We start from the raw sequence: 26,533 nt of genomic DNA, 5'->3' as shown, positions 1-26,533 counted from the left end.
CTCGCCTCCACCTGGCACCCCTTTTCAGTGGTGTGTTCGGACAACCGGGCGACGTGTCGTGGCGCACGCCCGTGCCGTCACCGTAGACCGCGTTCGGCGCTCCGCCGAGGACCAGAAGCATGATTCCTGCTCGTGTCGAGCCGAAGAATCGCTTTCGCCCGAGGCCGCTTCCGCCACCTCGGGGAGGGGAACCTCGGAAACGACTGTTCTTTCAGTGTCGACCGAAAAAATATCGGAAGACCCGTCCGCGGCGTCACTTCCGCGACAGCGCTCAACCGTCCGCGCTGTGGACCACCCGACCGCCGATCATGGTCAGCTCCACCCCGGTGTAGCCGATCTCCGAGCGCGGCAGCTCGAACGGGTTGGTGTCCAGCACGGTCAGGTCGGCGCACTTGCCCGGCGTTATCGACCCCGTGTGCCCGTCCAGCAGGTGTGCTCGTGCGCTGCCGATCGTGGTCGCTGCCAACGCGTCCGAGAGGTCGACGGCCTGCTCCGGCAGCAGCGGTGGGGCCTCGTCGCCGGGCTCGCTGCGGTTGACGGCGACGTGCACGGCGCGCATGGGGGCCGCTTCCGAGACCGGCCAGTCGCTGCCGGCGGCGAGGAGCGCCCCCGAGTCGCGCAGCGACCTGAACGGATACTGGCGCCTGTAGCGCTGTTCGCCGAGGTAAGGGGCGGTCAACTCGGTCATCGCCGTGTCGTTGTGCGCCCACTCCGCCTGAAGGTTGGCCACGATCCCGAGCTCGGCGAAGCGCGTGACGTCCGCGGGGTGCACCACCTGCAGGTGAGCTATCTGGTGCCGGTTGCCGGTGGTGCCGTTGGCCCGTCGTGCGGCCTGGACCGCGTCCAGTGCCTGCCGCACGGCGAGGTCGCCGACCGCGTGGAAGTGCACCGAGAAGCCCACCGCGTCCAGCGCGCGCACGGCCTCGGCGAGCTCGTCCGGGGCCATGTAGGAGATACCGCTGCCGTGCCCGTGCAGGTAGGGACGCAACATCGCCGCGGTGAAGTTCTCGCAGACGCCGTCGAGCATGATCTTGACCGAGTGCGCCCCCAGTCGCCTGCCCGCGGCGAGGGCGCGGCGGTCGATCAGTTCGGGGATCTGCTCGGTCCCGCGCGTTCGGTCCCACCACAACGAACCGGTCACTCGGCCGGTGAGCAGCTCCGCGTCGTCGAGTTCGCGGTAGTAGCCGAGCGGATCGGGATAGCCCAGGTAGGCCCCGAGGATGGCGTCGTGCCAGGCGGTGATCCCTTGCTCGTGCAGGTGACGCTGTCCTTCCAGCAGGGCTTGCACGTACTCCGCGGCCGGAGTGGGGGGAACGTGTCGACCGACCAGGTCGACGGCGTTCTCGTGCAGCGTTCCCGCGGGCCTGCCGCGCTCGTCGCGCTCTATGCGCCCTCCCGGGGGCTCGGGAGTGTCCCGGTCCACACCGGACAGCCGCAGCGCCGTCGAGTTGACCCAGGCCCCGTGCTGGTCCTCGTTGATCAGCAGGGCTGGACGGTCCCCAGTCACCTCGTCCAGCAACGAACGGCTCGGGCAGCCCCCGCTGAACAGCCCCATCTCCCAGCCACCGCCGAGGATCCAACCCGATCCGGGGTTCGCGGCCACGTAGTCGGCCACCCGACGGAGGCACTCGGCCTCGCTCTCGCTGTCGGTCAGATCGCACCTGATCCGTTGCAGCCCACCGTAGAGCGGGTGCACGTGCGCGTCCTGCAGACCGGGCAGCAGCAGCCGCCCCCGCAGGTCGACGACCTCCGTCCCCCCGGAGACGAGCTCGGTGACCTCGGCCCGGCCGGTGGCGACGATCCGGCCTTCGCGCACGGCCACGGCGTCGGTGAACGACCCCACCGGATCCATCGTCGCGACCGGCCCTCCGAGGAATACCGTCTCGGCGTGGTGCATCAGGTTCGCTGTTCTTCCGTTATGGCCGTCACTGCCAGTTCACGTGCCCTGTCGTCGACGTGCGGCAGCTGGAACTGCCGCGCGCGTATGTGCTCCACCAGCTCGGCCTGGGGGGTGAGGTCGTGGGTGCGGAGGTAGTAGCCGACCGCGCCCGGCCAGATCCAGCTGCCGTCGGTGTGGAAGGTCATCGGAACCGAGGAGCTGGCCGAGGGGGAGAGGCGGTCGCTGTCGTAGCCGCGCGCGGCCAGGACCACGGGGGCCCGTTCGAGGTATTCCAGGACGCGGTTCTTCTCCTCCGCGGGGAGTTCGGGACGGTTGGTCACCGGCCGCCCCACGGCGTCGGTGCCGTCGAAGACCTCCGCCTTGCGGAGCTGGTCGGCCGTGGTAGCCGATTCGACGGGTTGCATGCCCGCGCGTTCGGCGAGCCAGCCGGGAACGTTGTGTCCGGCCCGCGGATACCGCTCCAGCTCGGTCGCGTACTCGGTGTGCGGTGGTTGCTGCTGCCAGGTGGGCTCGTGATCACCGTCGAAGTCCACGCTGTAGCTGGAGGGTCTGCTTATCTGGTAAGTCGCGCTGAGCCATGTCCCGCGATGTCGCTGATACATACCGTGACGGAGGTCCGCGAACAGCTCACCTACTTCTCCGGGCGGTGCGAGCGGAATGCGCGTTCCGTTCGGCGCGATCAACTCCGCCTCGAGCTCCCGGTGCGACCCGACGGCACGGTACTGGACCCTGGCCTGCTCCCACCCCGGCGGCAGCGCCTGCACGAGAGTTCGGCCGATCCGCTGGATCGTTTCCTGCTGTCCCTGCTGGTCCAAGGACCCGGCCGCGTCCGTTCCTGCGGTGTTCGGTGGCTCCGGTTGGCTCATACCTGCATCCTCCCAGTCGCATGGCCGAATGCGGTTGCTCCCGCGAATTCCGGTGGAACGGTGTGCGGCGGGAACAGCCCCGTGCGGAAGCTTAGGAGGTCGTCGAGCGGGGTCGCGAGGGGCAGGCCTTCTTCCGGCGGAACCCCGGACGGATCCGCAGCTCGACGAACTGTCCGTGATCGAAAGAAGGGCTCGAATTCACTCATATTTGTGAGGCCTGAGGAGGTAGGGTGCGGAGGCGCTGCTGTCGATCGGCCTGCGAGGTGTCCTGCCCTTGCGAGTGTTCGTGATCGGGGCAACCGGTGTGATCGGTCGCCCGCTGTTGCCGATGCTGGCCGAGAACGGCCACCACGTCACGGCCCTCGTGCACGAGAACGAGCCCGAGGAGGTCTCCCGTTCCGTGGAGAAGGTGGTTCGCGGGAACCTGCTCGACGAGGAGCGGCTGCGTGTGCTGCTGGACGAAGCACGCCCCGAAGTGGTGCTGCAGCTGGCCTCGGGGTTCCGCGGGCGTGAGTGGTCGCTGGGACTGCGCAGGACGGCGTTGCTGCGCAGACGGGGAACGAGCAACCTGGTTTCGGCGGCCGCTGCCGCGGGGGTGCGGCGCGTGGTGGCCCAGAGCTCTGCCGCGGCCTACGACCCGGACACGCGCGGCGTCCTGGACGAGCAGGCAGCGCTGTACACTCGAGCGCCCGGTCATTGGGGAGAGGCCTTTCGGTCCGTGGACGCGTTGGAACGGGAGCTGTTCGAAAGCGCCGAACTCGAAGGGGTGGCGCTGCGCTTCGGCGCGCTGTACGGCGCGGACACCTGGTTCGGCCCCGCTGGGGCCGTGCACGACCTCGTGCGGGACAGCGCCCTGCCGCTCGTGGAGCGGGGGGACGGCATCACTTCGTTCACCCACGTGGAGGATGCCGCGGCAGCCGTGCTCGCCTCCCTGGGAGATCTGGAGCCCGCCGCCTACAACGTCGTGGACAACGAACCGGCGGAAAGCGCGGAGTGGCTGCCCAGCTATGCCAGGATGATCGGGGGACCGGAACCGGTTTCGCTCACTCTCGAGCAGGCGAGGCAACAGCTGGACTGGGGGACGGTCCACCAGCTGACGGAGCAGTGCGGGGCCACGAACTTCCGCTTCCGGGAAGCAGCTGGGTGGCGTCCCAGGTGGCCGAGTTGGCGTGAGGGATTCGCCGAGTTGTTCGGGTTGTGGCCTGCTTAGAACTGCTGACAAATGTGAGTTGTTGGTGGAGCGGAGCTTGCTCGCTCGTGCACCTCGACACTCCGGCGTCGAGGCGCACGAGCGAGCGGCCACGGCAGAACGATCCGCCCGGCACTCGACGCGTGGTGGGATCACGCCCGGGCCTCGGGGCCGGGACGGAACGTGGACGTGAGCTCAACCGGGATAGTACTCGTCCTCGTCGGGAACGGCGATGTCCTGCTCTGCGCGGTCGGCAGGATTGGCGTCCAGCGTCAGGTCCAGCTCGGTGCGGTCCTCGTTCGTGGCTTCCTCCGCCGCCTCCTCGTAGGCCTGGGCCTGTTCGACGGCGTCGCCTTCCGGGGTTTCGAAGTCCATGTCCCTCACTCCCGTCAACGATGCGCGGATCGGTCGACAAGGTACTGCTCACAAGAACGTGCTCGCCCGGGCGGATGAATCCCGGACGGCGAGGGGGTCGGTTCCGCTGAATCAGTCCAGCGGAGGACGGTCCGGCTCACCCCGGCGCCGTGCGCCACGTGGGGTCTCCGTGCGACCGCTTCCACGTAACGCCGTCATCATGCGGTTGCAAGCCTCCGAGGCCACGATTTCGGTCCTCTTCTCCAGCCCACTGTAGACCTGTTGCTTGATCGTCGCCATCGCCGCGGGCGAGCACTCCCGTGCGAGGGTTCTGGCGTAGTCCATGCTCCGGGACAGCACCTCCTCCCCGGAGAAGACCCGATCGACCAGTCCCAGTGCGTGGGCCTGCATCCCGGTCACCTTCCGCGCGGACAGCAAAAGGTCCACAGCCCGGCCGAGCCCCACCAGTCTCGGCAGCAGCCAAGCTATCCCGTGCTCGGCCGTCAGCTCCGCCCGGCTGAAAGCCGTGGTCAGGCTCGCTCCGGGGGAGGTGAAACGTATGTCGGTGAACAGTGCTGCCGCCAACCCCGCACCGGAAGCCGTTCCGTTGATCGCCGAGATCACGGGTTTGCGCAGTCGCATGCTCGAAGCCAGTCTGCGCTGCGCGTCCTGCTCGGTGAACTGTTCGCCGGACTGCAGCTCCGTGATGTCCGAGCCCGCGCAGAACCCCTTCCCGGCTCCGGTCAGCACCACCACCCGGACCGACGGGTCCCGATCGGCCCTCTCGAGAAGCTCGCAGTAGCGATGTCGCATCGTCGGCGTCCACGCGTTGAGCCGCGCGGGACGGTTCAACGTCAACAGCAGTACCGCGTCGTGATGCTCGGCCAGGATCTCGTCGGCGTCCGACATGCGATCACCTCCGCCGGGACTGCTCGAAAACTACCCAGCGATGGGATGAATCACAAGTCCGTTACCTCCGGTCGGGTGAGCGGGGGCGACTGGAAGCAGCCCGTCGGCTGCACACGTCGCCCCTTCTCCGCAGGTGTGCCACGTTCGACCGCCGAACGAGGCTCAGCCGACCGAACGACCGGCGTACTCGGGGAGGGGCTCGACGAGCGCGGCGGCTTCCCGTGCCACGTGCTCCGGAAGTCGCGTCGCCCGTCCCGAGGCGCCGTCCACGTGAACGGCGAGGAGCTCCTCGGTGGCGACGAGTCCGCCGTTTGCGCTCATCTCGTGGCAGATGCGCAGCTTCTTGCCCTCCGCCGTGACGACTCTGCTCGTGACGTCCAGCGTGCTGTCCGGGCCGACCTCGCGCAGATACCGCACGTGGGCCTCGACGGTGTAGACCGAACACCCCGTGGAGCTCCGGTACGGCGCGTCGACCCCGATCTCGTCCAGCACCGCGTCGGTGGCGAAGCCGAACACCAGCACGTAGTAGCCCTCGCTGAGGTGCCCGTTGTAGTCGATCCACTCGGGGCGGACCCGGTACTGGGTGTGCGTGCTCATTGCGCTGCCCTCCGGACGTCGCCCACGGCGCGGAGCACGGAGATGATCGCGCGGTCGCGGTCACCGACCAGCTCGGTGGTGCTTCGCCCGGCTGCCTGCTCCGCGCAACCCCGAACCATCGAGTCCCGGAGCTGTTCGGTGAGCTCGGGCGCCTCCAGCCTGGTCCACGGGGACTTCAGGGAAGGACCGAACTGGTCCAGCATGTGCGCCATGCCGCCCTCGCCCCCCGCCAGGTGGAAGGTCATGCACGGCCCGAAGAGCGGCCAGCGCAGCCCGGGACCTTCGGTGATCGCCGTGTCGATCTGTTCCACGGTGGCCTCACCGTTGTCGATCATGTGCAGCGCCTCGCGCCAGAGCGCTTCCTGGAGCCTGTTGGCGACGAACCCGGGCACCTCGCGGTCCATGGTTATCACCGACTTGCCGGTGCTCTCGAAGAACTCCGCGGCCCAGCTGGTCGCCCAGGTGGCGGTGGAGGTGCCGCCGACCACCTCCACCAGCGGAATCAGGTAGGGCGGGTTGAACGGGTGCCCCACCACGAGCCTGCTCGGATCCGCGCAGTCGCGCTGCATGTCGGTCATCTCGTAGCCGGAGGTGGAGGAGGAGATCACCACACCGGCTGGAGTGGCTGCGTCTATCCGGGCCAGCAGGTCGCGTTTGACTTCCAGCTGTTCCGGGGCGCTCTCCTGAACGAACTGCGCGTCGGCGACCGCCTGCTCGAGGGTCGGTGCGACGGTGAGGTTGTCCCGCGTCGCCCCGTCGGACAGGCCGAGTTCCCGCAGAGCGGGCCACGCCGCGTCGACGAGCCGCTCGAGGCGGGCCCCGGCGTCCGCCGCGGGGTCCCAGGCGGTGACCCGATACCCCCGCGCCAGGAAGTGCGCGACCCAGCCGCCGCCGATCACTCCGGCTCCGATGCAGGCGACCCTGCTCACCTCGTTCGGAGCTGTCCGTTGCTGGTTCAAGTAGTGCCTCCGGATGACGTTGTCGTTCGGGGTGCGCTCGGTGCTGCGGTCAGTTCCGCAACCCGAGCTTTTTCCTGGCCTGCGCGGGTGAGGCCACGGTTCCGCCCATGCTTTCCAGGATCGTCACGGCGCGCTCCACCAGTTGGGCGTTGGTGGCCTTGACCCCCTTGCGCAGGTAGAGGTTGTCCTCGAGTCCCACCCGCACGTGCCCGTCGAGCACCGCGGACTGCGCCACCCAGGGCAGTTGATCGCGCCCGATCGCGAAGCTGGCCCAGTTCGACCCCTGCGGAAGCATGTTGATCATCGCCTGCAGCACACCGGGGTCTGCCGGAGCCCCGTAGGGGATTCCCATGCAGAACTGGAAGAGGGCCGGTTCGTCGATGACGCCCTCGGAGATGAGCTTGCTCGCCAGCCACAGCTGTCCGGTGTCGAACACCTCCAGCTCGGGTTTCACCCCGAGTTCCTGGATGCGGCGGGCACCGGCCCGCAGCATGTCCGGGGTGCTGATGTAGAGCTGACTGCCGTCGCCGAAGTTGAGGGAACCGCAGTCCATCGTGCAGATGTCCGGCAGCAGGGTCTCCACGTGCGGCAGGCGGTCGAGACCGTTGACGAGGTCGGTTCCGTCGACCGGCTTGAGCGGATCCTCCTGGTCGATGAACAGGTCACCGCCCATGCCCGCGGTCAGGTTGATGATCACGTCCGTTCCCGTCTCGCGGATCCGGCGCACCACCTCGGAGTAGAGTTTGGTGTCCCGGGAGGGGGCGCCCGTCTCGGGGTCGCGGACGTGGATGTGGACCACGGCCGCGCCCGCGTTCGCAGCTTCCACCGCCGAGCTGGCGATCTGCTCCGGGGTCACCGGTACGTGCTCGCTCTTGCCGGGTGTGTCGGCCGCGCCGGTGAGCGCGGCGGTGATGATGATCTCGTCCTGCATTTCTCGTGACCTTTCTGGTTGAGCGCAGCACTCATCGGGTCGCGTGAGCGCGCGACCGGAGCGGGAAAACTGTTCTGAGCGGCTTTCAGGAACGTACGATTTCTCGGTGCACGAAGTCCTGCAGGGCCTTGTGCATCCCGTCGACGGTTCGGCCCGGCCTGTCGGTGATGACCTGGATTCCCAGCCCGTCGACGAGCGCCGTCAGGGTCATCGTCAGCTCCTCGGGGTCGGTTTCGACGAAGACTCCCTGGTGCTGGCCCTCCCGGATGGTGCGAGCGATCGTGTCGTGCCAGCGCTTGTAGGAATCGCTGTGCAGCACCCGCAGTTCCGGACGCAGCGTGCTCTCGTTCCAGATCTGCATCCAGATCGACCACTCCAGACGCAGGATCCCCGGTGTGGGCAGTTGCAGTTCCACCAAGCGCAGCAGTCGCTGGTAGGCGTCGGTGATGGTGTGCAACTCGGTGACCTGCCGGTCGAAGGCCAACCGCACCGAGTAGCGCAACGTCTCGGTCAGCAGGTCGTCCCTGCCGGGGAAGTAGTAGTGGATCGTCGCGGCGCTCGTGCCGCAGACACGAGCGACGTCGGACACCCGGACCGAGTGGTACCCGCGCTCGGCGATCAGCTGCCACGCGGCGTCGAGGATCTGCTGGTAGCGTCCCGCCTCTCCGGAGGTCCCCGATCCGGGCCCCACGCGCGCGCTGCGCTTGGGGACGGCGGCCACCGTCTCGATCTCGTCGCTGCCGTTGATCAACCAGTTGACCGTGACGTTGCCGGCTTCGGCGATGCGGGTGAGCTCGCTCGGTGTGAACCTCCTGGTTCCGGACAGCGACTTGGACAGCTTGGTCGCGTCCAGGCCGATCTGCTCGGCGAAGGCGCGTTGACTGAGCGGGCTCTTGCGCAACACCGCGCGGACCCGGTCGCGAAGCTCTTCGGTAGCCCCTTGCACGAGTGCGAACTCTACCAGCGTAGTTGCGATTATCGCAATAGTTGGTTTCGTGTTGCGATGCTGATCTTGCAGTTGCTCGTGTTTGTGAACGAAAAATACGGCTTTTACCAGCTGATATGTAAGTGACACTTGACTTGTTTCGCTGGTTGGTTCAAGGTAGTGCTCCGTTGAATGACTGGCACGTCAGTTGAATCGCAATGGGTTTCGTCGGTGGTTTCGCCGTGACGTCGCACGAGGCGCCCTGACGAGGAGAGTCGAACCACCCGTTGTCGGGCCCGGAGGAGAGTCGTGGGCGGGCAAGTCCCGTCCGCGGAAAACACCTCGGGTTCCACACGTGCCACCACGGCGGCCGGTGCGCTGTTCCGGTGCCGGCCGCACGACTTTGGAGGTGCTTTCGTCATCGCTGTCACAACCGGGACGGTTAGGGTGGACAGGCAGGTTTTCTGGTCGGCTCTGCTGCTCATCGGGGTCATCTGCGTGCCCGTGATGCTGGCTCCCGAGCGCGGGCAGCAAGCCCTCGACGCGGTGCTCGGTCTGCTGACCGGCAAATTCGGGTGGCTGTACCTCTGGTTCGCCGCTGCCGTGTTCGGCTTCCTGATCTGGTTGGCCTGCAGCAAGTACGGCCGGATCAGGTTCGGTGCGCAGCAGGACCGGCCGGAGTTCTCCACGCTGAGCTGGATGGCGATGATATTCACCGCCTCGATCGGAGGCGGGATCATGTACTGGGGCGTCATCGAGTGGGCCTACTACTACAACGACCCACCGATGCAGATGACTCCGGGAAGCGTCGAGGCAGCGCACTGGGCGGCGACCTACCCCATGTTCCACTGGGGGTTCACCGCATGGGGGTTGTTCTGCCTGCCCGCGCTCGCGCTGGCCTACGTCTACCACGTGCGCAAGCAGCGCACTCTCAGGCTCAGCGATGCGTGCAGGGGAGTGATCGGCGATCGGGCGGACGGTTGGCTGGGACGGCTGATCGACGTGCTGTTCATATTCGGTCTCGTCGGTGCGGCCGGGACCTCCCTCGGGCTCGAGGTGCCCGTGGTCTCGGACGGGCTGGCCCGAATCACGCCACTGCAGCAGGGCAGCGTGCTCGACGTCATGGTGATCACCGTCTGGACCCTGCTGTTCGGGGCCAGCGTCTTCTTCGGGCTGCAGAAGGGACTGCGCAGGCTCGCCGACGTGAACATCTGGCTGGCCTTCGGCCTCGGCGCGTTCATCCTCGTGATGGGGCCGACCGTGTTCGTGATCGACACTTTCACGAACAGCGTCGGACTGCTCTTCCAGAACTTCGTGGAGATGAGCTTCTACACCGACCCGGTCGGAGGCTCGGGCTTCGAGGAGGACTGGACCGTTTTCTACTGGGGGTGGTGGATCTCCTACGCCCCGTTCGTCGGACTGTTCGTGGCACGCATCTCGAAGGGCAGAACCATCCGGGGCATGATCTCCGGAATGTGCCTCGCCGGAAGTGCGGGATGCTGGGTTTCCTTCGCCCTGCTGGGCAACACCGCCATGTTCTACCAGATCTCGGACGTGCTCCCGGTGGCGGAGATCGTCAGCTCGCAGGGTGACACCGCGGGGATCATGGCCGCGCTGTCCCAGCTGCCGCTGGGGGGAGCGGTCGTGGCCGTGTTCGTGCTGCTGGTGGTGCTGTTCCTGGCCACGACGCTCGATTCCTCGGCCTACACCATGGCCGCCGTCTCCTCCCTGGAACTGCCGCGGGGAACCGAACCGGCGCGCTGGCACCGGGTGTTCTGGGCCGTGGTCCTGGCAGGGGTGTCGATCGTGCTGATGTACGTGGGCGGGCTCGAGGCGTTGCAAACCCTGTCGATCATCACGGCTTTCCCGCTCATCTTCGTGCTGGCGCTCGTGCTCGAGTCGTTGCGGCGCTGGTTGCTCGCCGACCAGCGGGAACGCGACCGGTCCGGGGACGCGGAGACGGAGGTGGGAGCGGCCACCGCGGCAGTGGAAACCACGCCTGCGGACTCCACGGCCGCGGAGGGGACCGTCCTCGCGCGGGCCCCGAGCGCGGCCATCCCGCGGAACGGGGCGTAGCCGCGGGAACGTCGGCGGGGCGGCACTGCGCCGCTCCCGTGCGGCGGACCCCGCGCGGAACGGCGAGAACGGACAGCACCGGACAGTCCGGACCCGCGAACACCCGCCGGGCGGGCCCCGTGACTCCGTGATGAGGTGGAACGGCCAGTCAATGTCCACTGATGGGGTGAGTAGTGAGTCGAGCTGAGGCCGAGCCGTCCACGACGGAAGGAGAGGAGGAGGGGCACGCCCACCGCTGGCGCATTCTCGCGTTGTGCCTGCTGGCCGGGTTCATGACCCTGCTGGACGTCAGCATCGTCAACGTCGCGCTGCCCTCCATCCAGCAGGGTCTCGAAGCTCCGCACGCCGCGCTGTCCTGGGTGGTGTCTGGATACGCCCTGACGTTCGGCCTGGTGCTGGTTCCCATGGGCAAGCTCGGCGACGTCCACGGACGAGGCAGGATGTTCCTGATCGCTCTGGCCGCGTTCACCGCGACCAGCGCCCTGGCCGGGATGGCTGTGAACCCGCTGTGGCTGGTGATCGCCCGCCTGCTTCAGGGCGCGGCGGGAGGAATGCTCAATCCGCAGGTGATCGGACTCATCCAGCAGCAGTTCCACGGTCGGGAGCGCGGCACCGCGTTCGGCATGTTCGGCGCGGTCGTGGGGATATCGACCGCAGTCGGCCCCCTGCTGGGCGGTTTGATCATCGAACTCGCCGGTGCGCAGCACGGCTGGCGCTGGGTGTTCTTCGTCAACCTGCCCCTCGGATTGATCGCGCTCGTCGTGGCCGCGCGGGTCATGCCCCGGTCGACCGGTTCCCGGGAGCTGCGCGGTGCCGACGTTCCCGGAGTGCTGCTGCTGGGAACCGGGGTGGTCTGCCTGCTGCTGCCCCTGGTCGACCGCGAGGGCTTCGGGGAGTGGAGCTGGCTGCTGTGGAGCGCCGCGCTGATCCTGCTGCTGCTCTTCGTCCTGTGGGAGCACCGCTACACCAGGAGGGGTGGCTCCCCGCTGATCGACCTGAGGTTGTTCCGCATCAGCAGCTTCACGTTCGGTTCGTCCCTCGGGATGCTGTACTTCGCGGGCTTCACCGGCATCTTCTTCGTGCTCGCGGTGTACTTCCAGCGCGGCCTGGAGTACTCGGCGCTGCAGGCAGGCCTCGCCCTGACCCCGTTCGCGGTGGGCTCGGCGCTCTCCGCGGCACTGAGCGGGCGCGTGGTGCACAAGCTGGGACGGCGCGTGGTGCTGCTCGGGCTGAGCGGGGCGCTGCTCGGACTGCTGGCCACGGAGCTGCTGCTGGCACGCGATCCCGGCAGGGCCGCCGGGTTGGTCACGGCGCTGCCGCTGCTGGTCGCCGGCGTGGGCAGCGGCATGGTCATCTCCCCGAACCAGACCGTGACTCTCAGCCAGGTGGAGGTGTCCCGCGGAGGCACCGCTGCGGGAGTGCAGCAGACCGGACAGCGGATCGGCACCGCCGTCGGTACCGCCACGGCCTCCGGACTGTTCTTCGCGCAGTTGCCCGGGGACTACGACTCGGCGATCTCGCACGGCCTGGTGGCCTCGGTCTCCTTCGTGGGGGCCGCGCTGCTGGTCGGCGTGGTGGAGCTGGTCCTGGGGCGGCGTCGCTGAGCGTTCGCGGGCCGGACCGATCGCGAGCAGCTCCCGCACGCAGAGGGAACGCGGCCGGGAGACGCCGGGACGGTGTGGCCGCGTTCGGTTGACCGTTCGCCGCTGCTCGGCGGGGGAGCCGACCACGTACCGGCAGAAGGTCGGCCCGCGCGAGCACCACGCGTGCCCGGCCCGCCCCCTTGAGCCGCGGAGAGGTCCCCGGCGACGGGACCTCTCCGCGGCGTCCGATCCACCGGCGTGACAGCCTCAGGCGGGGATGCCCGAGGTGTCCCTGCTCCACACCCGGTGGCCGGCGAGGGTCTCGGCGAAGTCGGAGAGGAAGCCCCAGGGAAGTGATCCGCCGGTCTCGGCGACCGTGACCACTCCGCTGTCGGTGACCACGTCCTGGCCCTCGGCGTACCTCACGTCGATGCCCGCTCTGCGCAGCAGCGTCGTGCCCTCACCGCTCGCGGCGACCGGTTTGGCGTGCTTGTAGGCCTCGGCCGCGAAGTGAACGGCGTAGCCGTCCGCGTTCAGGGTGTTCACGCTCGCGGAGCCTCCCGGAACGACCACGGCGTCGTAGAGCACCGAGGCCACCGTGTTGACGGCCCTGTCCACGGGGACCTCGGTGGAGTTGGCGGACTGCAGCGTTCCCTCCTGCGGGGCCAGTATCTCCGCCACGGCGTTCCGCTCGGCGAGGTAGCGACGCATCTGGTCGACCTCCTCGGCGTGCACGCCGTCGGCGGCCAGCACCGCCACCTTCCTGGTCGCGATGGAGTCGGTCGGCGAGTTCGCCTGGCTCAGCGCGGGCGAGCTCTTCCCGTGATTGGTCACCGCGGGGGAAGCCGGCGGGGTCACGCCGATTCCGGTGGCCACGCGGCTGGCCAGGTCGTGGTCGACGTGGTTCAGGTGGTCGACCGTGCGCTCCCGGATGTGCTTGTGCTCCACCTTGTTCAGCTCGAACCGGAAAGCGGCGACGATGTGCTCCTGCTCCCAGGCAGCCATGCTGTTCCAGAAGAGCGTCGCCTGGCTGTAGTGGTCCTTGAAGCTCTCGCTGCGCTTGCGGATCTTGGAGCCCTCGACCTTTTCCTGGTAGTGGGAGAACGCGCCGTTGTCGGCTCCGGCCAGCGCAGGGCACCCGCCCGAGATGCTGTTGTTGTAGTAGCTGGTTTGCCCGCGGTGGATGCGCATCTGGTTGAAGCCGTCCCGCTGGTTGTTGCTCACCTCGGCGACCGGGCGGTTGATCGGTATCTGGGCGAAGTTCGGACCACCGAGCCGGATGAGCTGCGTGTCCAGGTAGGAGAAGTTGCGCGCCTGCAGCAGGGGATCGTTCGTGAAGTCGATTCCGGGGACCACGTTCGCCGTGTGGAAGGCAATCTGCTCCGTTTCGGCGAAGAAGTTGTCCGGGTTCTTGTTCAGCGTCATCTTGCCGACCGGCTGTACGGGAACCTCCTCCTCCGGGATTATCTTGGTCGGATCCAGCAGGTCGAAGTCGAAGTCGAACTCCTTCGACTCGTCGACGAGCTGCACACCGAGCTCCCACTCGGGGTAGTTGCCCGCCGCGATGGCCTCCCAGAGATCTCCGCGGTTGAAATCCGGGTCCTTACCCGCGGCCTTCTGGGCCTCGTCCCACACCAGGGAGTGCGTCCCCAGGACGGGTTTCCAGTGGAACTTGACGAAGGTGCCCCTGCCCGCCGAGTTGACCAGGCGGAAGGTGTGCACCCCGAAGCCCTGCATCATGCGGTAGCTGCGCGGAATGGCGCGGTCCGACATCAGCCACATCATCATGTGCATGGTCTCCGGTTGCAGCGAGACGAAGTCCCACAGCGTGTCGTGGGCCGACGCACCCTGGGGGATCTCGTTGTGCGGCTCCGGTTTGACGGCGTGCACGAAGTCGGGGAACTTGATCCCGTCCTGGATGAAGAAGACGGGCATGTTGTTGCCGACCAGATCGTAGTTGCCCCGGTCGGTGTAGAACTTCGTGGCGAATCCGCGCACGTCACGCACGGTGTCGTTGGATCCCCTGGACCCCTGGACCGTCGAGAAGCGGACGAAGACCGATGTCGTCTTCTGCGGATCGGTCAGGAAGTCGGCGGTGGTGTAGTCGGCCAGCCAGCTGTCGTACGGTCGGAAGTGTCCGTACGCTCCCGAGCCCCTGGCGTGCACGACCCGTTCGGGGATTCGCTCGTGGTCGAAGTGAGTGATCTTCTCCCTGGCGTGGAAGTCCTCCAACAGGGTGGGGCCACGTTCGCCGACCGTCACCGAGTCGTCGGTGTGGTCCACTCGCACGCCCTGCTGAGTGGTCAGGTAGCTGTCGTGCGGATCCTCGCGGACGTGGTCGAGCTGGCTCTGCTTGTCGTCCTGTTGGTCCTGTGACGCCATGGTTACCTCCGAACGCGGAACAGTCTGCGTCGGCAGGATTCCCGGGGGAGGTTCCGACTATGCGTGCTCTCGACGATTCGTTCCGTGTCCGGTGGTCAGGCGGGCGTGTCCCGGAACGGGCCGGGACACGCCGTGCGGGACCAGGGGACGGTCAGTTCCCGGGCCAGGGGACCTGTTCCGAGCGGTAAAAGTCGATGCCCTGTTCCTGCCAGCTGGCCGCCTGGCCGGCCAGACGTCGCCGGAAGGAGGACCAGTCGAGCTCCTCCGGCGAGGACCACCCCAGCTCAGCGATCGCGGGCATCCGCGGGAAGGCCATGAACTCGATCTCGTCGGAGTTCGTCACCGTCTCGCTGAACAGCGGGGCCTCCACACCGGCGATCGCGCTGTCGGGGACCGATTCCAGGAAATCGCCCGGATTCCAGTCGTAGGCCTGTCGAACGGTGGTGGGGCCCGCCCAGTCCAGGCCGAGCTCGGTGTCGGGGTTGTACTTCTGATCCACGTAGGCCTTGTTGGCCGGGGACAGCAGGATGTCGTTGCCCCGATCCGCGGCTTCGGCGACCTCCGAATTGGAGCGCGTGGTGCCCCAGTACTGCACCATGGCCGACTTCGACGGCTCGGCCTGGGCGTACTCGTGCCAGCCGAGCGGGGTCTTGCCGTGCTTCTCGACCATCGGCAGCACCTCGGACATGAACTTCCGGTAGTCCTCGTCGGTGGTCGAGTGGGCCTCGTCGCCGCCGATGTGCAGGTACTGTCCGGGGGTCATCGCGGCCACCTGGCGGATGACGTCGTCGACGAACCGGTAGGTGACCTCCTTGTCCACGCACAGCGAGCTGAACCCGACCTCGATCCCGGTGTACAGCGGTGGTGCCTTCCCGTCGCAGTTCAGCTCGGCGTAGGAGGACAGCGCCGCGTTCGTGTGCCCCGGCATGTCGATCTCCGGGACGATGGTGACGTTGTTCTCGGCCGCGTAGTCGACGATTTCGGCGTATTCCCGCTTGGTGTAGTAGCCGCCGTCACCGCCGCCGACCTCGGTGCTGCCTCCGTGCGAGGTCAGCCTGGGCCAACCGTCGATCTGGATGCGCCAGCCCTGGTCGTCGGTCAGGTGCAGGTGCAGGTAATTGATCTTGTACTGCGCGATCTGGTCGATGTAGCGCTTGACCTGGTCGACCTCGAAGAAGTGCCGCGCGACGTCCAGCATCGCCGAGCGGTGCTCGAAGCGGGGCTTGTCCACTATCTCCCCGGCGGGCACTTTCCACGGTCCGTGCCGGGGCGAGTCGCTCTCGGCCTTGGCGGGCAACAGCTGCCGCAGGGTCTGGACTCCGTTGAACAGTCCCTCCGAGCTGGTCGCCCGGATGCTCAGGCGCTTCTTGTCCACGTTCATCCGGTAGCCGGCCTCCCCGAGGCGTTGCTCGGAGCCGTCCAGACTCAGCACGATGTCGCCCCGCCCGGGGGTGCCGCGGTTGATCAGCAGTCCGTATCCCGTGGAGGGGCGCAGCCGCTGCTGGAGGTAACGGGCCACGCGGTTGGCCTCCGCGTTGCCGCGGGGTGCGTGGATACCGGTGTGCCACTTTATGCGGAACTTCGCGCCGCGGTCCGGCTCCACCGAGGTGGGGGCGGGGATCACGTCGCTCAGCGCCGAGGTGTGCTTGTCGGCGCCGTGCTCCTCCGGGTGGGGAGCGGAGGTCTGGGGAGCGGCGGAGGCGAGGGTGCCGCAGGCCAGCGTCACCGTGGTGGCCAGGGCGAGCGCGGCCGGGAGTCTGCTGTGCGGGCTTCGGGTGCTTTCCCGAGTGCGTTTCATGCTGGTCTGCACCTCTCGTCGGAAACGGTGAAATAAGGTATAGACCAAAATCGCGGGTGAGGCATAACACCCGTTTGACGTATGCCTGTTCCTGCGAAAGCAGTCGGCCCCCACCGCTGCGGACAGCGATGGGGGCCGACTGCGGGTGCCGGGCAACCGCTCACCGGGGAGCGGCCGGCTCGCGCCGAGCAAACCCGCGGGCTCAGCCCGACGACCGAGTCGCCGGGGCCTACCGGACCTCGGCGGCCGGGAGGGGCTCCTCCCGTTCCGGGGGCTCCTCGGTCAGGTCGTTGCCCCACCTGGTGCGTTCCGGGGTGTCCGGCTCCAGCGCGGCCATCGGAACCGGAGCGCTCTTGCGCCGCGTTACCGCGGACACCACCAGTATGGTCACCAGCGAGGCGACCATCGCCACCGTGCGGAACGGGAACTGCACCGCCCCGTCCTCGTACCAGGGCCAGGGCAGGAACGGCGGGAGCCCGAAGGTGTCCTCACCGGCCGAGAGGCGCAGGACCACCGCGACCACGAAGCCGGAGGCCGCCCCGATGCGGTTGGCCCACGGCACGAACAGGGCGCACACCAGCAGCGGGAAGAGCATCACGAAGATCAGGTCGCTGGCCAGGTACCACAGGTCGTAGACGCTGCTGGCCTGCAACGCCATCAGGGTGGCCGCGGCACCGATGATCACGATCAGCCTGCGGATCACCTTCTGCACCTGCTCCGCTCCCGCTCGCGGGCTCAGCAGGCGCCGGTACACGTTCCACCCGGTCAGGGAGGAAGCCGAGAGCACGGAGGAGTCGACGCTGGACATCACAGCGGCGGCGAGCACTCCGAGTCCGAGCGCGGCGGCTCCCGTCGGCAGCAGGTAGCGCAGCACGTAGGGCAGCACCATGGAGGGGTTGTCCAGCGGAGGCGCTCCTTCGGCCTGGAAGTTGGCCGCTGTGGCGATGACGCCGATGAGCACCGGCGGGATGGCCGCGAGCACGCACATCACGCTCGCGCCGATCGACAACCTGCGTGCGTTCTTCGGGCTGCTGGACGAGAGCACCCGCTGGAAGTACACCTGCCACGGGATGCCGCCCAGCACCAGCGCGAGTCCGGAGTCCCACCAGTTCCAGTAGGCGTGACCCCAGCCCGGGTCGTCCCAGCCGGTCAACGGCGGGAACAGCGAGGCGTAGGACTCGAAGTCGAAGTTGGCCGGGTACGAGCTCCACGCCTCACCCAGGCCGCCGACGGTCGAAGCGGCGAACGGCACGGCGACGATCAGCCCGATGAAGATGAGCACCACCTGGACGACATCGGTGATGGCCACCGACCACATGCCGCCGACGACGGTGTAGGCGATCGCGATGATCGCGGACAGGACGATCGAGACCGTGAAGTCGAGACCGATGATGGTCCCGAACGTCGTGCCCAGGGCGGTGAGGATGGCTCCGGTCCAGAAGACCTCACCCAGGATGGCGGGGATCGAGCCGAGTCCCGCGACGTGTTTGCCGAACCGGATGTCGATGGGGTCCAGCATCGTGGTGAACCGCCCGCGCCGCATCTTCTTCGCGAAGAACGCGCCTCCGATGAGCAGGCTCAACGCGTAGCCCCACGGGGCCTGCGCCCAGGCCATCCCGGTGCTGAACGTGCTCTCGGCGGTTCCGCTGATGTAACCGCCGCCGACCCAGGTCGCCGTCATCGTGAACACGCCGATCCACAGCGGCATGTTGCGTCCGGCGACCATCGTGTCGCCCAGCCCGCCTCCGCGTCGGGCGGCCACGAAAGCACCCAGCCAGTAGAACAATGCGTAGAACACCAGCATGGCGATCAGCCCTGGCCAGGAAACATTCGGTTCCGCGATGGCCACGTAACCGAGCGCGAAAGCCAGAACGACCGCGAAGATGCCGATCTTCAACATGCCGCTTTTGCCGCTTCGGGCAGCGGATGGTCGGGTGCTGTCGTCACCGTTCGTACGTGTTTCGGCAGGCACGTTCATCCTTCCGTGTCGCTGTCAGAACGATTCGGAACCATAGCCAGAAATCACTGAGATGTACAGATGTACTAGTCACATCGGGATAACGAATCGTGGTCGGGTCTCAGTCCGGTCGGTGCGGTGCCCGCGCGGTTCCGCAGTCGGGGAGTGCCGGGAAAATAGCAGGTCACAAGGCTTTTTTTCTTGCATTTCGGGGGTGATTTCCTGCACTGCTTCCGGGGTGGGGTCGGGCGGGGTTCTCCGGGAAAAGTGTTGGCCGACTCACTGCGTAATTGCCACTGTGCTTTGCATGGCCACCGGGTGGAGGAGTGTTCCGAAGGGGTTTTGCGGTGGGAAAACGACTGGTCCGGCACGTGGTGTGGCGGATCGACCACGCTTTGCTTTTTTATTTTTCTGCTTCGGCAGGGGTGATGCGGCGGGCGGTCAGAGGGGTGGCCTCCATTTTTGGTGGTCATCAATTCATTCGGGCCGCGGTGCAGTGCTCGAGAACGACTGAATTGTGCGAGGACGAACAAAAATCGGATCGGATTGTCGACAATTGATTGATAGGGGGATCTGCGTTCCCCGCTCCGTTCCCGGGGTAGGTGGCGGGCGAGCACCGCTCGTGGCGTCGCGAGCCACGCCGAGCGGTACGTGGTCCGCCGTGCGCCCATCGGTGCGGCGGATCGCTCGCGCGGCCCTCGGTGCCGACTCGGCGCGTCCCGGTGACCGCCCGGCGCAACGCGCTCCGCGCGGCGGGACAGCCGGCCGAGCAGCGCGCACAATCGGCAGGTGCAGGGAAGACCTCTCACATCCGAAGCGGTCGGGGACCGTCCCGGCGGAGGTGTTGACTCAGATGCGCGGTGACACATCAGCGGAATCGGGGTCGGACAACGGTGTCGACCCGGGGGCCACGGCCCTTCCCACCGCTCCCTGCTCCGTCGTGTGGAGTGGTGGCCACCCCTTCGTCCTCGAGGGAATCGGAGGGCGCTCGCGCTGGGTCGGTGTGGACGACAGGGGGCGTCCGCGCTTTCTCAGCGACTCCGAGCTCCAACGCCGAGGGTGGAGGCTGCCCGCCCGTTGAGGAAACCGACGGGCCGGACGAGTCTCCGGCCGCGGCAGTGCCCCGTCCGCGGGAGCCGCTCCGATTCGGCCCGTCCCCGCCCGTCCGCGGTGGTGCCGTGCCCGAGTGAGCGGGGAGCGTATGGCACCCTGAGCAGGCAGGTAAGGTGACACGTCCGGGCGTGACCGCGGAGGACGTCGTCACGGATGGTGGGACCGTTCCGCGAGGGTGCGGCCCGCCCGCTCACAGGGGGAGGGTCTCGTGGTGCAAGACGCCGACGGCACCACTGCGGGATCGGCTTCGAACTCTCGGGACGCTCAGCAGTCCCAGGAACGGGGGGACCCTCCAGAGCAGGGGATGGACCGCATCAAGGAGGTCGCCGCGGACGTCTGGAGCGATCCGTGGTGGACCGTGCCCAACGCGCTGAGCGCGTTGCGCCTGGCCGGGGTTCCGGCTTTCCTGTGGTTGCTTCTCGGGCCGCAGTGGGACCTGTTCGCCCTGCTGGTCCTGGTGATCAGTGGCGTCACCGACTGGTTGGACGGCAAGCTGGCTCGCTGGCTCGGCCAGTACAGCAGGGTGGGCCAGCTGCTCGACCCCGCCGCCGACAGGCTGTACATAGTGGCGACGTTGGTGGCCTTCGTGCTCCGCGGGGTGGTTCCCTGGTGGGCCGCGGCCGCGTTGATCGCGCGTGATGTGCTGCTGACGTCGTGCCTTCCGGTGCTGCGTTACCACGGATTCGAGCCCCCCGACGTGCACTACCTGGGCAAAGCGGCCACTTTCTGCCTGATGTACGCCTTCCCGCTGCTGCTGCTGGTCCAGGGGGACTTCGCGCTGGACTGGATCGCTCAGCCGCTGGCCTACGCCTTCACCTGCTGGGGCGGGGCGCTGTACGTGTGGGCTGGTGTGCTCTATCTGGTGCAGGTGATCAGCGCGGTACGATCGTCTCGGGCACGTAGTTGACCGGGTGGCCCTGTTCCACGGGTGCGTCAACGTGATGTGCCGCCGGTTCGTCGTGGCTCCGACGCCGATCGGCGCCGGGAGTGGCGGGCGAGCCCGCTCGCAGATGTGATCTTCGTTGCGACTACTGTGGGAATAGGGCGGTGATCTCGGTATGAACAGGTATGGAAATCGGGACAGGCCGTCTGGCACTCTGCGTGGCGCGGTACGTTTGATGGCACTGGTACGACCCATGCGCAGGAGGAGAGCTCAGGTGAGCACCAACGACGGGCCCGGCGACGTACCGCCGGAGCAGTCATCGGAGACCACGTCGGTCTTCAAACCCTTCCTCTCGGAGCAGGAGAGCACCGAGAGCGCGCCTTCGGAAGCCTCCGCGTCCGGCGTCGACGCGCTGCCGGCCGGATCCGCCCTCCTGGTGGTCAAGCGTGGGCCCAATGCCGGATCGCGGTTCCTTCTCGACCGGGAGACGACCAGTTCCGGACGGCACCCCGACAGTGACATCTTCCTGGACGACGTCACCGTTTCGCGCAGGCACGCCGAGTTCCGGAGGGAAGGGGCCGAGTACGTCGTCGTCGACGTGGGTAGCCTCAACGGGACCTATGTCAACCGTGAGCCCGTGGACACCTCCGTGCTGGCCAACGGGGACGAGGTGCAGATCGGAAAGTTCCGCCTGGTGTTTCTGACCGGCCCGGCGGAGGGGCAGCAGGCAACCCGGTGACCGGTCCGTTCTCCGGGGTGGTTCCGGTGGTGCTGCCCCCGGAGGTGCGGGACCGTCGATACGGCTGCCGAACGTCGCGGGCCGTCCCGGTTCGTGGGTTCGCGAGATGTGCTCCATCGGAGTTCCGTCGGTACCGTTGTTCACCCGGTGCGTTCCGCTGTTGTCCGGACACCGTGGGACGATCGGGTGCGATCCCATCGGGTGGTTCGGGAGTCGATGGAAGTAGTCGGCGCTCGTATGGGCGGCGTCTTCGCCGTATCGCGGGTAGCGTCGAAGGCGTCGGTGCGCGATCCTCGGAGGAGATGTCACGCTTCGGCGCGCTGGAGGAGGCGATTTGACGATGAGCAGCGAGATGCGCGTCGTCGGCGTGCGAGTGGAACTGCCGGCCAACCAGCCGATCCTGCTGTTGCGCGAAACCGACGGCGAACGGTACTTGCCGATCTGGATCGGGTCGGTCGAGGCGACCGCGATCGCGCTGGAACAGCAGGGGGTGCGACCAGCCAGGCCGTTGACCCACGACTTGCTCAAGGACGTGGTCGGAGCTCTCGGACGGGAGCTGGAGCAGGTGCGGGTCACCGATCTTCAGGAGGGGACGTTCTACGCGGAGCTGGTCTTCGACGGGGACGTGCGGGTCTCGGCGCGGCCGAGTGACTCCGTTGCGCTGGCGCTGCGTACGGGAGTTCCGATCCACGCCGAGCAGTCCGTGCTCGACGAGGCCGGGCTGTTGATTCCCGACGAGCAGGAGGACGAGGTCGAGAAGTTCAAGGAATTCCTGGACTCGGTCTCCCCCGAGGACTTCCGCGGAGCGGATACCTGACGGGAAAGCTCGACGAGGTCGGACACGGCGGCGGTCGGTGGAACGAGTCGCCGTGTGACCGGCCATTCGTGGAGGAGTGGTTCCGGAGCGGTTGTCGTGGGCGCTCCTTCGAGCGCAGAGCCGTTCCCGCGCGTCGCGTTGACCGCGTTTACCGGCAGGCCTACCGTCGAAGGACACGCGGTGGTCGTGCGCGCGGTGTTCTAAAGCGGGCGGGGGCTACGACAAGCCTGGTTCCGGGGCCGAGGGAGGTTGTTTCGCCTCCTCCTGATCGAGTAGCCGCCAGTGCAGCGGCCGAGGGGAGGCGCGCGTGGTCGAGAACGCACCATGGTTCGAGACGGACGAGGAACGAGGCGAACTTTTTCCGGACGCCGCGTTGCCGGACGAGTTGGTCGGCTACCGCGGTCGTGCGGCGTGCCAGATCGCGGGCATCACGTACAGGCAGTTGGACTACTGGGCACGCACGGACCTCGTGGGGCCCTCGATCAGGCTGGCCGAGGGGTCCGGTTCGCAGCGGCTCTACTCGTTCAAGGACATTCTGGTCCTGAAGATCGTCAAGCGGTTGCTGGACGCGGGGGTCTCGCTGCACAACATCCGGACAGCCGTTGACCACCTGCGCAGCAGGGGAGTGCGCGACCTGGCCGGGGTCACGCTGTTCAGCGACGGCACCACCGTCTACGAGTGCACTTCGGCCGAGGACGTCGTCGATCTGCTCCGCGGCGGACAGGGCGTCTTCGGGATCGCGGTCAGCGGGGCCATGCGCGAGATAAGCGGCACGATAAGCGATTTCCCGGCGGAGCGGGCCGACGGCTCCGAGGAGTCCGCTGCGGACGAGGACGAGTTGTCCCGGAGGCGGCGAACCCGTCAACCGGAGAGCTCCTGAGCGCTGTTTCGACCGCTCAGTACTGTTTCGACCGTTCGGGAGACCGTATCGTGGGAAACGAGAGCCCTTCCGTGGTCTCGGACAATTCCTGAACGGCACGAGATGAGGTACGCTCGCATCCGTCGCCGACCCCGTGCGGGAGAGACCACTCCGAAGCGATCTCGGAGTGGCGCCGAAGGAGCAAACCCTCCCCGACAACCTCTCAGGCCATTGGGACCGTACGGGCGAGATGCCTCTGGAAAGAGGGCTTTGCCACAGTGTCGTGGCGAACCCCGCCGACGGTGCAAGCCCGATTCGCAGGGCGAAGCTCTCAGGCGTCCGCTTCGCGGGCATTGACAGAGGGGGAGGCCAGCACGTCCGTACCGCGTGCTGTCTGCCCTGTCCGAGATGCCCGCGATGAGTGAGGTTTTGGCGATGACCGACGACCGTATACCGTTGGCCGCTCTGGAGCACGGGACCCCGTTCGCAGAACGTCACGTCGGCCCGATGCCCGCCGAGCTGGCCAGCATGCTCGACGTGGTGGGAGTCGGTTCCCTCGAAGAGCTCGGCGAACACGCGGTTCCCGCCGGCATTCGCGAGCGCGACTCGCAGCTCAGGTTGCCGGAGCCTGCAACCGAAGCCGAGTCGCTGGACGAGCTGGGCGAGCTGGCCAGCCGCAACACGCCCCATGTCGAGATGATCGGGCTCGGCTACCACGCCACCGTGACGCCCCCCGTCATCCGCCGCAACGTACTGGAGAACCCCGCCTGGTACACGGCCTACACCCCCTACCAGCCCGAGATATCCCAAGGACGTCTCGAAGCGCTGCTGAACTTCCAGACGATGGTGGCCGACCTCACCGGGGTCCCGGTCTCGAACGCCTCGATGCTGGACGAGTCCACGGCAGCGGCCGAGGGCATGACCCTGATCCGCCGGGCCGGGCGCGCCAAGTCCCCGCGGTTCGTGGTGGACGACGACGCCTTCCCGCAGACGCTGTCGGTGATCGAGACCCGCGCCGAGCCGCTGGGCATCGAGATCGTGCGGGCGGATCTCTCCCGGGGGGTCGAGGGGTTGCCCGAGGGTGACTTCTTCGGCGCGTTGCTGGCCTACCCGGGAGCGTCCGGAGCGGTCCGCGACCACGAGGAGGTCATCGCCGAGATCCACCGGCGCGGCGGCATGGCCGTGGTCTCGGCGGACCTGCTGGCGCTGACCATGCTGCGCGCCCCGGGCGAGATGGGCGCCGACGTGGTGGTCGGCACGACCCAGCGCTTCGGGGTCCCGATGGGCTTCGGAGGCCCCCACGCCGGCTACATGGCCGTGCGCAAGGGAGTGGAGCGGCAGCTGCCCGGCCGACTGGTCGGGGTGAGCGTGGACGCCGATGGCAACCAGGCCTACCGGCTCGCGCTGCAGACCAGGGAGCAGCACATCCGCAGGGAGAAGGCCACCAGCAACATCTGCACGGCTCAGGTGCTGCTCGCGGTGGTCGCCTCGATGTACGCCGTTTACCACGGTCCCGCGGGGCTGCGTTCGATCGCCACCCGCACGCACCGGATGGCCACCGTCCTGGCCGAGCAGCTGCGGCGCGGCGGGGTGCGGGTCTGCCACGACGAGTTCTTCGACACGGTGCTCACCCGCGTGCCCGGCCGCGCCGACGAGATCGTGGCCGCCGCGCGCCGCAACGGGGTGAACCTGCGCAGGGTCGACGCCGATCACGTCGGCATCACCTGTGACGAGACCACCACCAGGGACCGTCTCGCGCTGGTCTGGCGGGCCTTCGGGCTCGAGGAGGGCGAGCGCACCCCGGTGGACGAGCTGGACGCGGAAGTCGGCCGCGCACTGCCCGAGGGACTGCTGCGCGAGAGCGACTACATGACCCACCCGGTGTTCCACCGCCACCGCTCGGAGACGGCCCTGCTGCGCTACCTGCGCAGGCTGTCGGACTCCGACGTGGCCCTGGACCGGAGCATGATCCCGCTCGGCTCCTGCACGATGAAGCTCAACGCCGCCGCCGAGATGGAACCGATCACCTGGCCCTCCATAGCCGAGCTGCACCCGTTCGCCCCGGCCGAGGACGCCGCCGGGCTGCTCCGGGTGGTGGAGGACCTGCAGGACTGGCTGGCCGAGATCACCGGCTACGACGCGGTGAGCCTGCAGCCGAACGCGGGCAGCCAGGGCGAGTTCGCCGGTCTGCTGGCCATCCGGGCCTACCACCGCGAGCGCGGTCAGGGGCAGCGCGAGGTCTGCCTGATCCCGGCCAGCGCGCACGGCACGAACGCGGCCAGCGCGGTCATGGCCGGCCTGCGCGTGGTCGTGGTGCGGTGCGACGACGAGGGCAACATCGAGATGGACCACCTGCGTGAGCTGGTGGACAAGCACCAGGACGACCTGGCCGCGATCATGATCACCTACCCCTCCACCCACGGGGTCTACGAGGACACCGTGCAGGAGGTCTGCGGGGTGGTGCACGAGGCCGGTGGTCAGGTCTACGTGGACGGCGCCAACCTCAACGCCCTGATCGGGCTCGCCCGGATGGGCAAGTTCGGTGCCGACGTCTCCCACCTGAACCTGCACAAGACCTTCTGCATCCCGCACGGCGGAGGTGGCCCCGGCGTCGGGCCGATCGGCGTGCGCGAGCACCTGTCGCCGTTCCTGCCGAACCACCCGCTGCAGCCGCAGGCCGGACCGGAGACCGGGGTGGGACCGATAAGCTCCGCCCCGTGGGGCAGTGCCTCCATCCTGCCGATCTCGTGGGCCTACGTGCGCATGATGGGGGCCGACGGTCTCCGCAGGGCCACGCTCACCGCCGTGGCCTCGGCGAACTACGTGGCCAGTCGGCTGAACGACCACTTCCCGGTGCTCTACACGGGCAACGGTGGTTTCGTCGCCCACGAGTGCATCCTGGACCTGCGGGAGGTCACCAAGAACGCGGGGCTGAGCGTCGACGACGTGGCCAAGCGGCTGGCCGACTACGGCCTGCACGCCCCGACGATGTCCTTCCCCGTGGCGGGCACGTTGATGGTGGAGCCGACCGAGAGCGAGAACCTCGAGGAGCTGGACCGCTTCTGCGATGCGATGATCGCGATCCGAGCCGAGATCGACAAGGTCGCGGCCGGTGCCTGGCCCGCCGAGGACAACCCGCTGGTCAACGCTCCGCACACGGCCGCAGCGCTGGCGGGGGACTGGGAGCACTCCTACGGTCGGTGGGAGGCGGTGTACCCCATGGGTACCCCGGAGAACAAGATCTGGCCGCCGGTGCGGCGGATCGACCAGGCCCACGGTGATAGAAATCTGGTGTGCTCTTGCCCGCCGCTCTCGGCTTACGAGGGGTAATCGGGCGAGACGCGACGCCGTCTAATACGGTGGGCTCTTTACGTGACCGACTCCGAGAGGGGTATAGAGCAGTATGCTCACCATCAGCGAGAACGCGGCCGAGGTCATCAAGTTGATCTTGACCGGCGGAGAGTCCCCCGAGGGTGCCGGTCTGCGTATCAGCTCGCCTGACGGGCAGGCCGCGGCCGAAAGCCTGGAGGCGGCGGTCGCGACCGCTCCCGAGGACGACGACGAGGTCGTCGAGCAGGCCGGTGTGCGCGTCTTCCTGGACACGCAGGCCTCCACCGTGCTCGGCGACAAGACGTTGGACGCCGAACGGGACGACAACGGAGAGCTGGGTCTGACGGTCAGCGGCTGACCCGTACG

22 protein-coding genes and 1 riboswitch are annotated in these 26,533 nt (G+C 67.8%); of the genes, 11 read left to right on the top strand and 11 right to left on the bottom strand.

Annotated features, from left to right (window positions below; translation table 11 throughout):
- Window positions 1-271: 271 nt before the first annotated feature.
- Together G9Q41_RS07455 and G9Q41_RS07450 are read right to left on the bottom strand one after the other, a co-directional pair.
- Entirely contained in the window at window positions 272-1,897 is a 1,626-nt protein-coding gene (locus G9Q41_RS07455; protein ID WP_165632196.1) for an amidohydrolase, read from the bottom strand.
- On the bottom strand, window positions 1,897-2,766 hold the full coding sequence (locus G9Q41_RS07450; RefSeq protein WP_092521894.1) for a hypothetical protein: 870 nt from the start codon (window positions 2,764-2,766) through the stop codon (window positions 1,897-1,899). Before G9Q41_RS07450 ends, G9Q41_RS07455 begins: the two co-directional genes overlap by 1 nt.
- A gap of 280 nt (window positions 2,767-3,046) precedes the next feature.
- On the opposite strand from G9Q41_RS07450, the gene G9Q41_RS07445 reads away from it, so the two are divergent.
- The gene (locus tag G9Q41_RS07445; RefSeq protein WP_347567508.1) at window positions 3,047-3,976 is read left to right on the top strand and encodes an NAD(P)-dependent oxidoreductase; all 930 of its coding nucleotides are present in this window, start codon (window positions 3,047-3,049) and stop codon (window positions 3,974-3,976) included.
- Window positions 3,977-4,150: 174 nt separating this feature from the next.
- On the opposite strand, the gene G9Q41_RS07440 is transcribed toward G9Q41_RS07445, so the two are convergent.
- The 6 genes from G9Q41_RS07440 to G9Q41_RS07415 all read right to left on the bottom strand — a co-directional run bounded on the left by G9Q41_RS07440 (window position 4,151) and on the right by G9Q41_RS07415 (window position 8,651).
- Window positions 4,151-4,330 (bottom strand): hypothetical protein, encoded by a 180-nt coding sequence (locus G9Q41_RS07440; protein ID WP_092521891.1) that lies wholly within the window; start codon window positions 4,328-4,330, stop codon window positions 4,151-4,153.
- A 111-nt stretch (window positions 4,331-4,441) separates the two neighbouring features.
- Complete coding sequence (locus tag G9Q41_RS07435; RefSeq protein WP_092521890.1) at window positions 4,442-5,218, bottom strand: enoyl-CoA hydratase-related protein; 777 nt, start codon at window positions 5,216-5,218, stop codon at window positions 4,442-4,444.
- A gap of 162 nt (window positions 5,219-5,380) precedes the next feature.
- On the bottom strand, window positions 5,381-5,815 hold the full coding sequence (locus G9Q41_RS07430; protein WP_092521887.1) for a thioesterase family protein: 435 nt from the start codon (window positions 5,813-5,815) through the stop codon (window positions 5,381-5,383).
- Window positions 5,812-6,774: a 3-hydroxyacyl-CoA dehydrogenase NAD-binding domain-containing protein gene (locus tag G9Q41_RS07425; protein ID WP_092521886.1), complete on the bottom strand. Its 963-nt coding sequence runs from the start codon at window positions 6,772-6,774 to the stop codon at window positions 5,812-5,814. Before G9Q41_RS07425 ends, G9Q41_RS07430 begins: the two co-directional genes overlap by 4 nt.
- A 49-nt stretch (window positions 6,775-6,823) precedes the next feature.
- The gene (locus tag G9Q41_RS07420; RefSeq protein WP_165632195.1) at window positions 6,824-7,705 is read right to left on the bottom strand and encodes a 3-keto-5-aminohexanoate cleavage protein; all 882 of its coding nucleotides are present in this window, start codon (window positions 7,703-7,705) and stop codon (window positions 6,824-6,826) included.
- Between the two features lie 85 nt (window positions 7,706-7,790).
- Window positions 7,791-8,651: a TetR/AcrR family transcriptional regulator gene (locus tag G9Q41_RS07415; protein WP_165632194.1), complete on the bottom strand. Its 861-nt coding sequence runs from the start codon at window positions 8,649-8,651 to the stop codon at window positions 7,791-7,793.
- Window positions 8,652-9,077: 426 nt separating this feature from the next.
- Here G9Q41_RS07415 and G9Q41_RS07410 point away from each other — a divergent pair, with 426 nt between their 5' ends.
- On the top strand, window positions 9,078-10,706 hold the full coding sequence (locus tag G9Q41_RS07410; RefSeq protein WP_165632193.1) for a BCCT family transporter: 1,629 nt from the start codon (window positions 9,078-9,080) through the stop codon (window positions 10,704-10,706).
- Between the two features lie 173 nt (window positions 10,707-10,879).
- Entirely contained in the window at window positions 10,880-12,310 is a 1,431-nt protein-coding gene (locus G9Q41_RS07405; protein WP_092521882.1) for an MFS transporter, read from the top strand.
- A 246-nt stretch (window positions 12,311-12,556) separates the two neighbouring features.
- Here the strand turns inward: G9Q41_RS07405 and G9Q41_RS07400 are convergent, their stop codons facing one another.
- The 3 genes from G9Q41_RS07400 to G9Q41_RS07390 form a co-directional block, all read right to left on the bottom strand.
- Window positions 12,557-14,671, bottom strand: coding sequence for a catalase (locus tag G9Q41_RS07400; protein WP_165632192.1), 2,115 nt, complete (start codon window positions 14,669-14,671; stop codon window positions 12,557-12,559).
- Window positions 14,672-14,822: 151 nt separating this feature from the next.
- Window positions 14,823-16,469, bottom strand: a complete 1,647-nt coding sequence (locus G9Q41_RS07395; RefSeq protein WP_165632191.1) for a beta-N-acetylhexosaminidase — start codon at window positions 16,467-16,469, stop codon at window positions 14,823-14,825.
- 229 nt (window positions 16,470-16,698) lie between these two features.
- Complete coding sequence (locus tag G9Q41_RS07390) at window positions 16,699-18,369, bottom strand: sodium:solute symporter family protein (RefSeq protein ID WP_092521873.1); 1,671 nt, start codon at window positions 18,367-18,369, stop codon at window positions 16,699-16,701.
- Between the two features lie 404 nt (window positions 18,370-18,773).
- Here G9Q41_RS07390 and G9Q41_RS07385 point away from each other — a divergent pair, with 404 nt between their 5' ends.
- From G9Q41_RS07385 to G9Q41_RS07355, 8 genes are all read left to right on the top strand, one after another.
- Window positions 18,774-18,986, top strand: a complete 213-nt coding sequence (locus tag G9Q41_RS07385; protein WP_139186522.1) for a hypothetical protein — start codon at window positions 18,774-18,776, stop codon at window positions 18,984-18,986.
- A gap of 293 nt (window positions 18,987-19,279) precedes the next feature.
- The gene (locus G9Q41_RS22625) at window positions 19,280-19,507 is read left to right on the top strand and encodes a hypothetical protein (RefSeq protein WP_092521872.1); all 228 of its coding nucleotides are present in this window, start codon (window positions 19,280-19,282) and stop codon (window positions 19,505-19,507) included.
- A 240-nt stretch (window positions 19,508-19,747) separates the two neighbouring features.
- Entirely contained in the window at window positions 19,748-20,446 is a 699-nt protein-coding gene (locus tag G9Q41_RS07380) for a CDP-alcohol phosphatidyltransferase family protein (RefSeq protein WP_347567483.1), read from the top strand.
- A gap of 250 nt (window positions 20,447-20,696) precedes the next feature.
- Window positions 20,697-21,161 carry a glycogen accumulation regulator GarA gene (gene garA / locus G9Q41_RS07375; protein ID WP_092521870.1) on the top strand — a complete coding sequence of 155 codons (465 nt, stop codon included), beginning with the start codon at window positions 20,697-20,699 and terminating at the stop codon, window positions 21,159-21,161.
- A gap of 340 nt (window positions 21,162-21,501) precedes the next feature.
- Window positions 21,502-21,978 carry a bifunctional nuclease family protein gene (locus G9Q41_RS07370; RefSeq protein ID WP_026152307.1) on the top strand — a complete coding sequence of 159 codons (477 nt, stop codon included), beginning with the start codon at window positions 21,502-21,504 and terminating at the stop codon, window positions 21,976-21,978.
- 307 nt (window positions 21,979-22,285) lie between these two features.
- Window positions 22,286-22,858 (top strand): MerR family transcriptional regulator, encoded by a 573-nt coding sequence (locus G9Q41_RS07365; protein WP_165632190.1) that lies wholly within the window; start codon window positions 22,286-22,288, stop codon window positions 22,856-22,858.
- Window positions 22,859-22,984: 126 nt separating this feature from the next.
- Window positions 22,985-23,087, top strand: a riboswitch (glycine riboswitch).
- 185 nt (window positions 23,088-23,272) lie between these two features.
- Window positions 23,273-26,167 (top strand): aminomethyl-transferring glycine dehydrogenase, encoded by a 2,895-nt coding sequence (gene gcvP / locus G9Q41_RS07360; RefSeq protein ID WP_165632189.1) that lies wholly within the window; start codon window positions 23,273-23,275, stop codon window positions 26,165-26,167.
- Window positions 26,168-26,240: 73 nt separating this feature from the next.
- Window positions 26,241-26,525 (top strand): iron-sulfur cluster biosynthesis family protein, encoded by a 285-nt coding sequence (locus G9Q41_RS07355; RefSeq protein ID WP_165632188.1) that lies wholly within the window; start codon window positions 26,241-26,243, stop codon window positions 26,523-26,525.
- Window positions 26,526-26,533: the final 8 nt, after the last annotated feature.

It is taken from the genome of Actinopolyspora sp. BKK2 (assembly GCF_011291845.1).
Classification (GTDB): domain Bacteria; phylum Actinomycetota; class Actinomycetes; order Mycobacteriales; family Pseudonocardiaceae; genus Actinopolyspora; species Actinopolyspora saharensis.
This window is presented reverse-complemented; position numbering and strand designations above follow the sequence as displayed.

Coding starts and splice junctions, on each gene's coding strand:
- G9Q41_RS07355 (WP_165632188.1), top strand. CDS start 26,241: ATGCTCACCATCAGCGAGAACGCGGCCGAGGTCATCAAGTTGATCTTG.
- gcvP (WP_165632189.1), top strand. CDS start 23,273: ATGACCGACGACCGTATACCGTTGGCCGCTCTGGAGCACGGGACCCCG.
- G9Q41_RS07430 (WP_092521887.1), bottom strand. CDS start 5,815: ATGAGCACGCACACCCAGTACCGGGTCCGCCCCGAGTGGATCGACTAC.
- G9Q41_RS07440 (WP_092521891.1), bottom strand. CDS start 4,330: ATGGACTTCGAAACCCCGGAAGGCGACGCCGTCGAACAGGCCCAGGCC.
- G9Q41_RS07395 (WP_165632191.1), bottom strand. CDS start 16,469: ATGAAACGCACTCGGGAAAGCACCCGAAGCCCGCACAGCAGACTCCCG.
- G9Q41_RS07370 (WP_026152307.1), top strand. CDS start 21,502: ATGAGCAGCGAGATGCGCGTCGTCGGCGTGCGAGTGGAACTGCCGGCC.
- G9Q41_RS22625 (WP_092521872.1), top strand. CDS start 19,280: ATGCGCGGTGACACATCAGCGGAATCGGGGTCGGACAACGGTGTCGAC.
- G9Q41_RS07450 (WP_092521894.1), bottom strand. CDS start 2,766: ATGAGCCAACCGGAGCCACCGAACACCGCAGGAACGGACGCGGCCGGG.
- G9Q41_RS07435 (WP_092521890.1), bottom strand. CDS start 5,218: ATGTCGGACGCCGACGAGATCCTGGCCGAGCATCACGACGCGGTACTG.
- G9Q41_RS07420 (WP_165632195.1), bottom strand. CDS start 7,705: ATGCAGGACGAGATCATCATCACCGCCGCGCTCACCGGCGCGGCCGAC.
- G9Q41_RS07455 (WP_165632196.1), bottom strand. CDS start 1,897: ATGCACCACGCCGAGACGGTATTCCTCGGAGGGCCGGTCGCGACGATG.
- G9Q41_RS07400 (WP_165632192.1), bottom strand. CDS start 14,671: ATGGCGTCACAGGACCAACAGGACGACAAGCAGAGCCAGCTCGACCAC.
- G9Q41_RS07390 (WP_092521873.1), bottom strand. CDS start 18,369: ATGTTGAAGATCGGCATCTTCGCGGTCGTTCTGGCTTTCGCGCTCGGT.